Below are 13,365 nucleotides of genomic sequence, written 5' to 3'. Positions count from 1 at the left end.
TTGACGGTTGACGTGACGGATCCCACAGGTTTCCATAAAGCGCCGGGAGCACACGGAACCAACAGCGCAGCAAGCCACGGAGGCGATAGCGCTCCCGCCGCCAGCCGTCACGCCCAGTCGATCGGAACCGCTTCATGACCGACATGCTCAGCCAGCCCGTCACCTCGGACACCGCACCGGCAGCGGCAGATCCCGGCGGCCAGGACGGCCCGCGCACCCTCAAGCGTTCCATCGGCGTCGTCGGCGGGACGCTGCTCACCCTGTCCTGCGTGACGCCCGCCTCCACGCTCTTCGTGGTCGTGCCCGACCTGTTCGGCGACCTCGGCACCGCCACCGCGCTCACCATCGCGATCGGCTCGCTCCTCTGTATCGCCGTGGCGTTCTGCTACGCAGAACTGGGCACGCTGATCCCCAGCGCGGGCGGCGAGTACGCCATGGTCACCACCATGACCGGCCGACTGGCCGGCTGGCTGGTGTTCGTCCTGTCGCTGCTGGTCGTAATGATCGTGCCGCCGGTGATCGCCATGGGTACGGCGGACTACCTCGCGCCGCTGGTCCACATACCCGCGGAGGCCGCCGGCGCCGGTGTCATGCTGCTCGCCACGCTCGCGGGTCTGCTGGACCTGCGCGCCAACGCCTGGATCACGGGCGTCTTCCTCGTTCTCGAAGTGATCGCGGCGGCCGTCGTGGCGGTGCTCGGCTTCGCCCACACCGAGCGCGGCGCCGGCAGCCTCGTGCACGGTGTGGTCGCAGGCGACGGCGGGGCCTCCCACCCGGTCACGGCGATGCTGGTCGTATCGGGTCTGGCCATCGCGCTCTTCATCACACAGGGCTTCTCCACCGCCGTCTATCTCTCCGAGGAGCTGGAGGACCCGCGGCGCAACGTCGCACGTACGGTCCTGGCCACCCTCGCCATCTCTACGGCCGTCATCCTCGTCCCGGTGGTGGCGATCACCATGGGCGCGCCCGACCTCGCGGCACTCACCTCGGGCGACATCGGCGGGATGGTCACCGCCTGGAGCAATTCGGCGGTCGGTACGTTCGTGAGCCTGTGCGTCGCACTCGCGATCATCAACGCGGGCATCGTCATGGTCATCCAGAACTCCCGGGTGCTGTTCGCCTCCGCCCGGGACAAGGCGTGGCCCCAGCCCGTCAACAACGCGCTCGCCCGCCTCGGCCGCTTCGGTTCCCCGTGGGTCGCGACGCTGGTGGTCGGGGTCCCGGGCGCGGCGCTGTGCTTCGTCAACCTCGACACCCTGTACGGCGTGACCGGCGTCTCCGTCACGGGCATGTATCTCCTGGTCGCGGTCGCCGCGCTGGCGGCCCGCCGCACGTCGCACAAGGAGCTGCCGGCCTGGCGGATGCCGCTCTGGCCGGCGATGCCGGTGGCCCTGATCGTGGTGCTCGTCTACATCCTGAGCCGGCAGGAGGCCACGTACCTGCTGTGGACCGGCGGCATCATGGCGGCGGCCACCCTCTACTGGGCCTTCTACCTCCGTCCCCGCCGTGACACCCGCTGGCTGGTCACCCTCCCCGAGGACGCCCGCGTCTGAGCGAGGAGGTTCCGCCGCCGGAGGGCGTGCGGGTGGGCCATTGGTACAGTCGGAGCCCGTACCGACCGACCGGGAAGAGGCCAGCGGACCATGGCGGTGGACGCCCTAGACACCCGCATCCTGCGGCTGCTCATCGAGCAGCCCCGGACCAGCGTGCGTGAGTACGCGCGGATCCTCTCCGTCGCGCGGGGCACCCTCCAGGCCCGTATCGACCGGCTGGAGCGGGACGGCGTGATCACCGGTACGGGCCCGGTCCTCTCCCCCGCCGCGCTCGGCCACCCGGTGCTCGCCTTCGTCCATCTGGAGGTCACCCAGGGGCATCTGGACGAGGTGGGTGAGGCCCTCGCCGCCGTCCCGGAGATCGTCGAGGCCTTCTCGACCACCGGTGGGGGGGATCTGCTGACGCGCGTCGTGGCCCGCGACAACGGGCACCTGGAGGATGTGATCCAGCAGTTGGTCCAGCTGCCCGGCGTGGTCAGGACCCGTACCGAGGTGGCCCTGCGCGAGCGGGTGCCGCACCGGCTGCTGCCGCTGGTCGAGTCGGTGGGCAGGGCCTCGGCCGGACCGACCGGCTGATCACCGGCTTGGCATGCTGGGTGCCATGAGCAATCGGCACACCTCCGCCCTCTCGGTCGTCTTCGATCTCGACGGCACCCTCGTGGACAGCGAGCCGAACTATTACGAGGCGGCGCGCCGGGTCCTCGCCCGCCACGGCGCACCCGGCTTCACCTGGGAGCACCACACCCGGTACATCGGGATCAGCACCCGCGAGACGCTGGCGGCGCTGCGGGCCGAGTACGGGATCGAGGACCCGGTCGACGAACTGCTCGCGGCCCAGGACGCCGTCTATCTGGAGCTGGCACGTACCTCGACTGAGGTGTTCCCCGAGATGCGGAAGCTCGTGGACTTGCTGCACGGGGAGGGGGTCGCCATGGCCGTGGCATCCGGCTCGTCCCGTGCGGCGATCGCGGCCGTTCTCGCCGGCACGGGGCTCGGTGCCCACCTCACGGTGCGCGTGTCCGCCGACGAGGTGGCGCACGGCAAGCCGGAGCCCGACGTGTTCCTCGAGGCGGCGCGGCGGCTGGGAGCGGCGCCCGCCGACTGTGTGGTGCTGGAGGACGCGGCGCCGGGAGCGGTCGCAGCGCATGCGGCGGGCATGCGCTGCATCGCGATCCCGTCCGTGGCGTCGACGGCCGGCGAACCGGCGTTCGCGGCGGCGGAGCTCCTCTTCCTCGGTGGGCAGAGCGAGTTCACGGCGCAGGCCGCATACGACTGGATGGTCGGAGCTCGGGCCTCGTAGACCGTGCCGCCCTCCCCTCGGGCGGGCGAGGCGATCGGCGCCGTTCCGGGCGGACGCCGGTGCCGTGGGGCGACAGCCGTCCGGACAACGCGCCGACGAGCGCGCACCGTGAGCCGGGTCGCGCCACGTTCGCGGCCCGCAGCCGGTCTCCGCCGCGACATGTCGACGAAGACGCCGGCACGCTCTGGCGCCGCCTCGGCGGTCCGCCCGGCCGGCGCACTCCCGACAGCCGAGCCGGCGCGACGCCGGCTCCCGCTCGCGCGGCCCGTCGGCTCCCGACGCGGCCACCGCCACTTCGCCGGCGGCCATCCCGAGGAGTGGGTCTCCGGGCTGCACTCCGTGCAGGGGAGCCCCTTCCACTCCACCGCCGACGATCGTGCGGATTCCCGGGAAAACCGGGAAGTGCCGGTTGCGTACCGGTATTTCTCCCTTTCCGGGGTGTGACAGAGGCGTCGTACGACGGGGAAGTGTTCCGGCCGCGGCAGACCGCCGGGCACGGCAAGCAGCCGGATGTCTCACGAGATACGGGGCGACGCCGCAACCGGGGATGCAGCGGACATGGGTGAACTCCTTGTCGATGGGGCCCACTCGGGCCGGACGCCCCGGCGGGCACCACGACGCCGAACCCTCACCCACACGTCAGGAGCAAGCCGGACCGCGCATCGGCCGCAGGTCCGCGCCCGGCCGGCCGCGCCCTCGGGCCCGGTCGGCACACCCCCGGCGCACCGCTCCCCACCTGCTGGTTCGTCCAGCCGCCCACCTTTCGTAAACCTGCACACCTCATGCCCAGTCCGGTCACCGCCACCCCTGCCGGAAGCCCTGGTCCGGACCAGCGCCGGATCGCTTTGAACAGGAGTGTCCCCATTCCTGTAAAGGGACTTTCAATCAAAGGGAATTAGGATGGTGAAGCTTGTGAAGGAGTCGCCCTCGACTCATGAACACATGTGCACGCAGGGGTATTTCAGTGCCACACAAAAGCCCTGATCAGCATCGGTTCGATTCGCTGCGCACGGCGTCGACGTGCTTTGATCCTGCCCAATGCGGCAGCCACACCAAGCGGTTACCGCTGCGAATTAACAAGCTGAAAGGCAGCCTCCATCATGAACCACACCCCCCAGGTCGAGACCCTCGAGATCTCCGACAACGACCTCGACAACGTGTCCGGCGGCCTCGTCGGCACCCTGCTCGGCAACGTCACGGGCACCGTTGACGCCGTTGCCCCGGTCTCCGGCATCGTCGGCTCGGTCACCGGCCTCGCCTCGTCGGTCACCGGCGTGAACACCGCTGCGGTCAGCGGCCTCGGCACCGGCCTCATCGCCGGTCTCTGAGACGGCGTGTGAGCCCCGGAACCTTGTGGTTCCGGGGCTCATTGCTCACATCTGACAGTAAGGGAAGAGTTCCGTGCAGTTCCGCCAACAGGCCCTTTCCAAGCTGCAGTCGCCGGAGGAACTCGACCTGCCGGTACGTTTCGCCCGTCCGCAGGGCCGGCTCGCCCTGAGCGTCACCGTGCTCGTCATGGCCGCCTCGTGCTTCTGGGCCATGACCGGATCCGTCTCCTCCACGCTCCGGGCCCCCGGCATCCTCACTCACGCACAGGGCAGTTACGTCCTGCAGAGCCCGGTCGCGGGCCAGGTCACCGCCGTGCTCGCCCAGGAGGGCGCGACCCTCCCCGCCGACGCACCGCTGCTCAAGGTCCGTACGGAACAGGGCGACCGGGTCGTCCGCACGATCGCCGCAGGGCGGGTGACCGCACTGACGGCCACGATCGGTGCGGTGGTCACCACCGGCGCGGACGTGGCGAGCGTGGAGCGGACCCGCGGTGCCGACGACCCGCTGATGGTGATGCTCTACGTGCCGGGAGACAGCGGGCCGGCCGTTCCCGTCGGCGCCGCCGTGGATCTCACCGTCCAGTCCGTGCCGTCCCAGCAGTACGGAGTGCTGCGCGGGCGCGTGGCCGCGGTCGGCCGGACGTCCCAGACGCAGCGGCAGATCAGCGGCTTCCTCGGCGACGCGCAACTGGGCGAACAGTTCTCACGGAGCGGCAGGCCGGTGGCCGTCCTGGTGCGGCTCGACCGGTCGTCCGCCACGAAGTCCGGCTACCGGTGGTCGTCGGCGCAGGGCCCCCCGTACGCGATCGACTCCATGACCCTGGCCACCGGTGCCATCCACCTGGCCGACCAGCGTCCGATCGATTGGCTGCTCCCGTGACCGCACCGCACCCCTCTCCTGCCGCATCGCAGCTTCCGCCCCCCGGTCGCGGCCGGCACCGCCCGGACAACGCACCGGGCAGCAGGCGCCGTTCGGCCCCGCGGCCGAAGCCGAAGGGCAAGAAGGCCCGAACGGTACGCAGCCCCACCGTGCTCCAGATGGAGGCGCTGGAGTGCGGTGCGGCCTCACTGGCCATGGTGCTCGGCCACTACGGCCGCCATGTACCGCTGGAGGAGCTGCGCATCGCCTGCGGCGTCTCGCGCGACGGATCCCGTGCCAGCAACGTACTGAAGGCGGCCCGCAGTTACGGGCTGCAGGCCAAGGGCATGCAGATGGAACCGGCGGCCCTCGCCGAGGTGCAGGGACCGGCCATCCTCTTCTGGGAGTTCAACCACTACGTCGTGTACGACGGCATGGGACGCCGCTTCGGACGGCGGGGCGTGCACATCAACGACCCGGACAAGGGCCGCCGCTTCGTGTCGGCCGAGGACTTCGACACGAGCTTCACCGGCGTCGTCCTGGTCCTCGAGCCCGGGGACGGTTTCCGTCGCGGAGGCAGGAAGCCCGGGATCATGAGCGCCCTGCCTGCGCGGCTGCGCGGCACTTCGGGCACGATGCTGGCCGCGCTGCTCGCCAGCCTGCTGCTCGTGGCCGTCGGCGCGACGCTGCCCGCACTGAGCCGCGCGTACATCGACATGTTCCTGATCGGCGATCAGACCTCGCTGCTGGGCGTCCTGTTCGCGGCCATGGGCACCATGGTGGCGCTCACGGTCGTGCTGACCTGGCTGCAGCAGGCGAACCTGCTGCGCGGTCGCATCATCTCCTCCACGCTCAGCAGCGCCCGGTTCTTCCGGCATCTGCTCAGGCTGCCGGTCACCTTCTTCGCCCAGCGCAGCCCCGCCGATCTCGTCCAGCGGCTGCAGTCCAACGACGTCGTCGCCGAGACCCTGGCCCGCGACCTCACAGCCGTCGGCGTGGACGGGGTCGTCGTGCTGCTCTATGCGGTGCTGCTGTGGACGTACGACCCGCAGCTGACGGTCATCGGGGTGGGGCTGGCCCTGCTCAACGTGGTGGCGATGCGCATCGTCGTACGACTGCGGGCCACCCGCACCCAGAAACTGCGGGCCGACAGCGCCAGGCTGACCAACACCTCCTACACCGGCCTGCAGTTGATCGAGACGCTGAAGGCCACCGGTGGCGAGAACGGGTACTTCCGCCGCTGGGCGGGGCAGCACGCGACCACGCTGGAGGAACAGCAGCGCCTCGGCGTGCCGAGCGCCTGGCTGGGTGTCGTCGCCCCTGCGCTCGCGACGCTCAACAGCGCCCTGATCCTGTGGATCGGAGGGCTGCGCGCCGTCGACGGCCAGATCTCGATCGGTCTGCTCGTGGCGTTCCAGGCTCTGGTGACCCGTTTCACCGCTCCGGTCGCCCGGCTCAACTCGGTGGCGGGCCGGGTCCAGGACTTCGCCGCCGACGTGGCCCGTCTCAAGGACGTCGAGAACTTCCCGGTGGACTCGCTGTACACGCGCCGCGAACCGGCTGCGAGCACACGCAGGCTCAAGGGGCATGTGACCCTGGAGGACATCACGTTCGGCTACAGCCCACTCGACAAGCCGCTGCTGACCGGCTTCTCGCTGTCCGTCGGGCCGGGACAGCAGGTGGCCCTGGTCGGTGGATCCGGCAGCGGCAAGTCGACGGTCTCCCGCCTGATCTCGGGACTCTACAGCCCGTGGGAGGGCACGATCCGGGTGGACGGACAGCGTCTGGAGGACATCCCCCGCAGTGCGCTGGCCGCGTCGGTCTCCTTCGTCGACCAGGACATCTTCCTCTTCGAGGGCACCGTCCGGGACAACGTGGCGCTGTGGGACCCGTCGATTCCGGACGACGCCGTCGTCGCCGCCCTCGAGGACGCGGCGCTGTACGAGGTCGTCGCCCGGCGTCCCGGCGGAATCCACAGCCGGGTGGAGCAGGACGGCCGCAACTTCTCCGGAGGACAGCGGCAGCGGCTGGAGATCGCCCGGGCCCTTGTGCGCAGGCCGAGCATCCTCGTTCTCGACGAGGTGACCAGCGCGCTGGACGCGGAGACCGAGCAGATCATCATCGACAACCTGCGGCGGCGCGGCTGTGCCTGTGTCGTGATCGCGCACCGGCTGAGCACGGTCCGGGACAGCGACGAGATCGTGGTCCTCGACCACGGCTCCGTCGTGGAACGGGGGCGGCACGAGGACCTGGTCGCCGCCGGAGGCCCGTACGCCGAGCTGGTCAAGGAGCACTGACGTGACATCCCTTCACCATCTTGCGGGCACGGGCCCCGACCCGTACCCCGCGGAGCACGACGCGGTCATCGGCGCCCTGGGCGGGCTCGGCCGGCAGGTCGACTGCCGCGGTCTGCGCACGCTCTCGCTGGAGGGGCCACAGGTGCTGTGGCTCGTGGTCGGCGGCGCCCTGGACCTGTTCGCGGTCGACGCGGCCGAACAGGGCCACTGGCACTTCCTCGGCCGGCTCGAACCCGGGACTCTGCTGCTGGGGCCCGTCGAGGGCCCCCGGCACACCCTGGTGGGCAGGCCTCTGCAGGAGTGCGTGCTGCGCCGCATCCCCCTGCGCGAGCTGTACCGCCCGGAGTACGCGGACACGGCGGCGCACGGCGGTCAGTACCCCAGCTGGTACGACACCGGTGACACGGCTCTGAGCCTGCTGGAGCACGCCGTGGCGCTGGGTGTCGGGCGCAGCAGGCAGGTCCTGTTCGAGGCCCCGATGGACGGCCGGACGACCGTCGACGAGACGGTGGCGAACGACGACATCCTGTGGCTGCCGGTATCTCCCGGAAGCGTGCAGTACGGCGCCGCGTACAGCGCCGAGGCGGCAGGCGATCTGCTCGTCGACGGCACGCTGTGGCAGGCCATGGTGAACCAGCAGTACCGCCTGCTGTCCGCCCTGGACCGCTGGATCGAACGGATGGAGCTCGCGCACGAGGACCGCACGGCGGCCGGCATCAAGGCCGGCGAAGCCGTCCGCGACGAGGCCGACCGGACACTGGTCTCCTCCATCGGTCGTTCCGGGAAGGCGACGTCGCGTGCTGTGGGCACGGGCGACGACGCCACGTACGCGGCGTGCCGGCTCGTGGCCGAGGCCGCCGGTATCACTCTGTCGGAACCGTCGAGGAGCGGTGTGGTGAGCGACCGGATCGACCCGGTCGAGCGCGTCGCGGTCGGCTCGCGGATCCGTACGCGTCCGGTCCGGCTCGACCGGCGCTGGTGGCGGGAGAACACCGGTCCCCTCGTGGGCCACCGGGCCGCCAGTGGGGCGCCGGTCGCCCTGCTGTGGCGGCGCGGCGGATACGAGGCGGTGAACCCGGTGACCGGCAGGCGTACCCGCGTCGGCGCGGCCAATGCGGACGAGTTCGAACAGCGCGCGGTCATGTTCTACCGCCCGCTGCCGGAGCGGCCCATGGGCAAGTGGCGGCTGCTGCGGTTCAGCCTGCACGGCACCCGGGCCGATCTGCGCAATCTGGCGTTGGCGGGACTGGTGACGGTCGCCCTGGGTGCGCTGGTGCCGATCGCGACGGGACAGGTGCTCGGCGTCTACGTACCCAACGCCGAGCACAGCCTCATCGTGCAGGTCTCGCTGGCCATCGTGATCACGAGCGTGGTCTCGGCCGCCTTCATGCTGATGCAGAACCTCACCATCCTGCGCATGGAGGGCCGTATCGAGAGCACGCTCCAGCCCGCGGTGTGGGACCGGCTGCTGCGGCTGCCGGCCACGTTCTTCACCGGGCGTTCCACGGGTGAGCTGGCCAGCGCCGCGATGGGAATCAGCGCCATCCGGCGTGTGCTGTCCGGCATCGGACCGGTCGCTGTGCAGGCCGGCACGGTCGGTGCGATGAACCTCGTCCTGCTGTTCTGTTTCAGCGTCCCGCTGGCGCTGGCGGCGATTGCGATGCTGCTCGTCATCGCCGTCGTGTTCCTCACCATGGGAATGTGGGAACTGCGATGGCAGCGTCGGCTGGTCGAGCTCGGCAACAAGCTCAACAACCAGGCGTTCCAGACGCTGCGAGGGCTGCCCAAGCTGCGGGTCGCGGCGGCGGAGAGCTTCGCCTACGCCTCGTGGGCGCAGGAGTTCGCGCGCAGCCGTGAGCTGCAGCAGCGCGCGGGACGGATCAAGAATCTGACGACCGTCCTCAACGCGGTGTATCTGCCGCTGTGTTCACTGGCCATGTTCGTCCTGCTGGCGGGCCCGGCTCGTGGGTCGATGTCGGCCGGCGCGTTCCTGACCTTCAGCACGTCCGTGACCATGCTGCTGACATCGGTCACCCAGCTCACGGGTGCGTTCGTCTCGGCCGCGGCGGCTCTGCCCATGTTCGAGCAGATCAAGCCGGTGCTCGACGAGGCACCCGAGGTGCGTGGGGCCAGCACCCAGCCCGGCGTACTGTCCGGGGAGATCGAGGCGCGAAACCTTTCCTTCCGCTACACCGACGACGGCCCACTGGTCCTCGACGAGGTGTCCCTGCAGGTGCGTTCCGGCGAGTTCGTGGCGATCGTCGGCCCCAGCGGCTGCGGCAAGTCGACCCTGCTGAGGATGCTCATCGGCTTCGACAAGCCGGTGTCGGGCAGTGTGCTCTACGACGGTCAGGACCTGGCCTCGCTCGACCAGGCGGCTGTGCGCCGCAGTTGCGGAGTCGTCCTGCAGAACTCCCAGCCGTTCACCGGATCGATCCTGGACTGCATCTGCGGCGCCGAGGTCTTCAGTCAGGAGGAGGTGTGGGAGGCTGCCGCGATGGCGGGTCTGGCCGAGGACATCAAGCGCATGCCGATGGGCCTGCACACCATGATCGCCGGCGGCGGCGCCATCTCCGGCGGTCAGCGACAGCGACTGATGATCGCTCAGGCTCTCGTGCGACGGCCCCGCATCCTGTTCTTCGACGAGGCCACCAGCGCGCTCGACAACGAGACCCAGCGCATCGTGATCGAGAGCACCCGCGCACTGAACGCCACCCGGATCATGATCGCGCACCGGCTCTCCACGGTCCTCGACGCCGACCGGGTGATCGTCATGTCGGACGGCCGAGTCGTCCAGCAGGGGCCACCCGCCGAGCTTCTCGCGGACACGGGCGGCCGGCTCCACGAGCTGGTCCGGCGCCAGATGCGCTGAACCGACCCCCCGCGCACAGTGGTTGCGGCGCGCCCGGCGCAGCCGCGGAATCCCCCTGCCCTGGTTCGTCCAGGACGCCCAGAACAGAATGGAGTTCTAGTATTCTGATTTAAAAATTCACATACCGCGAGGAGCGCCCATGTCCGGAACCGGCGAGGAGGCACAACTTCGGTACGCCTGGCGCGCGTTGTCCGTCGTCAGCATGGCGAGCATCCTGACGGCGCTGGGCAGCAGCTCGCTGAATGTCGCGCTGCCGCAGGTGGTGCGTCATTTCGATGCGAGCGCCACGGCTGCCAACTGGATCCTGCTGTCCTTCATGCTGACCAATACGGGGCTGATGGTCGCCTTCGGCCGTTTGGCGGACATGTTCGGGCGGCGCACCATGTACCTGCTCGGGCTGGCCACGTACACCGGGGCCAGCCTGCTGCTGGGCTTCTCGCCCGGCGTGTGGTTCCTGATCGGCCTGCGGGCGGTACAGGCCGCCGGTGGCGCGATGCTGCTGACCAACAGCGCGGCCCTGCTCGCCGACGCGTTCCCGAAGCGTCATCTGGGACGGGGCATGGGCATCTACATCGCCTCGTTCTCCGTCGCGCAGCTGGTGGGCCCGACCCTCGGCGGCTTCCTGACGGACCGACTCGGCTGGCAGTGGGTGTTCTGGTACAACGTGCCGATCGGGCTGGTGTGTCTGGCCTGGGGTGCGGTCGCGCTGCGAAGGACGGGCAGCCGGGCGCATGAGCGCGGCATCGACGCGGCGGGCAACCTGCTCGTGCTGATCAGCCTGGGAAGCCTGCTGTTCGGCCTGTCGCAGGTCGGTGAGAGCGGCTGGACCGATCCTGTGGTCTTCGCCGGCCTGGCCGTATGCGCCGTGCTGGCACCGCTGTTCCTGTGGGTGGAGCGGCGCAGCCCCCATCCCGTCGTGGACGTGGCGTTGTTCCGGGACCCGCCGTTCGCGCTCGGCCTGCTCACCTCGTTCCTCAACGCGGTGGCGCGCATGGCGGTGGTGTTGCTGATCGCCCTGTTCTACCAGGCGGTGCGCGGCGAGTCCCCGGTGCCGGCCGGACTGAAGGTGCTGCCGTTGCCGGTGGTGGCGATGATCGCCTCGGCGTGCTCGGGGATGCTGCACGCGAAGCTGACGCCGCGCACGATCGCTCTGCTGGGGACCTCCGCCGGCACCGCGGGTCTGCTGGTCCTGCTGCTGAACATCTCGGAGGACATCGGCTACACACCGATCGCCTGCGGGCTGGTCCTCATCGGCGCGGGGTCGGGAATGTTCATGCCGGCCAACACCACAGCCCTGCTGGACGGGGTCTCCTCCCAGCGCATCGGGATCGTCAACGCGATGCGCCTGATGGTGCAGAACACCGGCGTCGTGGTCAGCACGGCTCTGGCCATGTCGCTCGTGACCAGCCCGCTGCCGGCCGGCCTGCGCCAGTACGTCTTCGCCGGCACGATCGCCGACGTCTCCGCACAGGGAGTCGCACAGCTGGTCACCGGCTATCGGCTGGCCCTGCTGGTGATGACGGCGATCTCCGCACTGTCGGTGATCGCCTCACTCGGCCGGCACCGGGTGGCGGACGTCGCCGCCGGCGGAATCCGGCCGAGTGAGGAGCCGGTCGGCAAGGCTCCGTGATCTCAGTCGACCGTGGACCGGCCGACCGTCGGCGCGAGTACGGACATGGGCTCTGCGCCCGCACGCCGCCACGGTCCGTGGAACATGACCGCCGCCGGGATGAACAGCACCATGCAGCACATCGCGGTGATCATCCAGGCGTGCCAGCTGCTGTGCTCGACCACGCGCGGCACGATGAACAGCGCGAGGACGGCCGCTCCCTTGGAGACGAAACCGAACAGCCCCCAGGCACTGCCCTGCAGCCGCGGATCGATGTCCTCGGCGTTCTCGGAGAAGTTCGCCATCCACGGTCCGTAGGCGACACCCAGTGCGCCGCCCAGCAGTGCGCCGGTGAGCATCAGGTGCAGATGGGAGACGTCCTCGCGCCCCATCAGCATCACCAGATAGCCCGTGATCGCCACCGCCGCGGCGGTCCCCGCCACACAGATCGGCTTGCGCAGCTGCAGACGGTCCGAGATCCGCCCGCTCACCACGACGGTGAGCAGGTTGAGCACCCAGAAGACCGACATGATCCCGGACGCGCTCGCCGCGCTGAGGCCGAAGGCGTGCCCGAGCATGGTCGGGCCGTACAGAGAGAGCGTCAGGTACAGGATCAGCCACAGCCCGATGCCGACGATGTGCGCCCAGATGGTGCGGTGGGTGAGCAGGTCGCGTGCCCGGGGCGGCCTGCTGTGGTCGGCCGGGGCGAAGGCCTGTCGTTCCGTCTGCTGGATCCGCGCCCGCAGGTGCGGCGAGAGGTCGGCGATGTTGAACGCGATCACGACAGAGACCACGAGGGAGACCACGGCCATGATGACGAACTGCGAGCGCCAGGAGTCGTGGAAGAGCGGCAGGGTGGCGCTCGCGACCGCGGCAGCCAGGAAGTTGGCGCCCACCGGACCCCAGGTCCAGAAGCCGAACGCCTGGGCACGGCCCATCCGCGGTGAGAAGTCCCGGACCAGCGGAGCGGTGCCCGCCATGGCCATTCCGTCGATGACGGACAGCGCGATGCGGGCCAGCAGCAGTTGCCTCGGCGAGTGCACCGCGGTCATCGCCAGGCAACAGACGGTCGTCAGCAGCATGAGCGGGACGAGCAGACGCACCCGGCCCAGGTTGTCGGTGAGCCGTCCGCCGAGGACCGAGGCGAGCGCACCTGCGACGGTGGCCAGCGCGGACACCGTGCCGTAGGTGGCCAGGGACATGTGCAGGTCTTTCAGGAGCAGCGGAACCACGGGGGCGATCTGCCCCTCGTAGGACCCGATCAGGACAGCGAGCACCGCCATGGTGAGGATGCGCATCCGGCGCCCGCCGGTCGGGTATTCGTCGAGTTCGCGCACGTAGGAGAGCCTCATTGCTCCGGCCTTTCTGCGAGTGGACTTCCGACTGGTTCCGTCGGTCTCGCCCCGTGGGCGCAGGCGGGAGCCGCGGAACAGAATTTCCCTCTGGAATGTGACTTTCGACGTGGTGCCGGCCGTCCCGGGATGCCCATCGGGGCCCGGCAGGGCGAAGGCCGCCGCGGTCGCAGCAGGCGACCGCGGCGGCCTTCG

Annotated in this window: 9 protein-coding genes; 8 read left to right on the top strand and 1 reads right to left on the bottom strand. The window is 70.0% G+C overall.

Annotation, left to right across the window (positions count from 1 at the left end):
- The first annotated feature begins 134 nt into the window (after positions 1-134).
- The 8 genes from OG878_RS34460 to OG878_RS34425 all read left to right on the top strand — a co-directional run bounded on the left by OG878_RS34460 (position 135) and on the right by OG878_RS34425 (position 11,839).
- Complete coding sequence (locus tag OG878_RS34460) at positions 135-1,553, top strand: APC family permease (protein ID WP_328890396.1); 1,419 nt, start codon at positions 135-137, stop codon at positions 1,551-1,553.
- A 90-nt stretch (positions 1,554-1,643) separates the two neighbouring features.
- Positions 1,644-2,129: an Lrp/AsnC family transcriptional regulator gene (locus tag OG878_RS34455; protein ID WP_328890395.1), complete on the top strand. Its 486-nt coding sequence runs from the start codon at positions 1,644-1,646 to the stop codon at positions 2,127-2,129.
- Between the two features lie 25 nt (positions 2,130-2,154).
- Positions 2,155-2,853, top strand: a complete 699-nt coding sequence (locus tag OG878_RS34450; protein ID WP_328890394.1) for an HAD family hydrolase — start codon at positions 2,155-2,157, stop codon at positions 2,851-2,853.
- Positions 2,854-3,953: 1,100 nt separating this feature from the next.
- On the top strand, positions 3,954-4,181 hold the full coding sequence (locus tag OG878_RS34445) for a type A2 lantipeptide (protein WP_328890393.1): 228 nt from the start codon (positions 3,954-3,956) through the stop codon (positions 4,179-4,181).
- Positions 4,182-4,254: 73 nt separating this feature from the next.
- The gene (locus OG878_RS34440) at positions 4,255-5,061 is read left to right on the top strand and encodes an HlyD family efflux transporter periplasmic adaptor subunit (RefSeq protein WP_328890392.1); all 807 of its coding nucleotides are present in this window, start codon (positions 4,255-4,257) and stop codon (positions 5,059-5,061) included.
- Positions 5,058-7,337 carry an NHLP family bacteriocin export ABC transporter peptidase/permease/ATPase subunit gene (locus OG878_RS34435; RefSeq protein ID WP_443049195.1) on the top strand — a complete coding sequence of 760 codons (2,280 nt, stop codon included), beginning with the start codon at positions 5,058-5,060 and terminating at the stop codon, positions 7,335-7,337. Before OG878_RS34440 ends, OG878_RS34435 begins: the two co-directional genes overlap by 4 nt.
- A 1-nt stretch (position 7,338) precedes the next feature.
- Positions 7,339-10,209 (top strand): NHLP bacteriocin export ABC transporter permease/ATPase subunit, encoded by a 2,871-nt coding sequence (locus OG878_RS34430; RefSeq protein WP_328890390.1) that lies wholly within the window; start codon positions 7,339-7,341, stop codon positions 10,207-10,209.
- 139 nt (positions 10,210-10,348) lie between these two features.
- Positions 10,349-11,839: an MFS transporter gene (locus OG878_RS34425; RefSeq protein WP_328890389.1), complete on the top strand. Its 1,491-nt coding sequence runs from the start codon at positions 10,349-10,351 to the stop codon at positions 11,837-11,839.
- 2 nt (positions 11,840-11,841) lie between these two features.
- On the opposite strand, the gene OG878_RS34420 is transcribed toward OG878_RS34425, so the two are convergent.
- A complete protein-coding gene (locus tag OG878_RS34420; RefSeq protein WP_328890388.1) occupies positions 11,842-13,170 on the bottom strand; it encodes an MFS transporter in 1,329 nt (442 codons plus the stop codon).
- Positions 13,171-13,365 lie beyond the last annotated feature (195 nt).

The organism is Streptomyces sp. NBC_00316, from assembly GCF_036158715.1.
GTDB lineage: Bacteria > Actinomycetota > Actinomycetes > Streptomycetales > Streptomycetaceae > Streptomyces.
The sequence above is the reverse complement of the archived record's forward strand: the minus strand, read 5'-3'. Positions and strand labels throughout refer to the sequence as shown.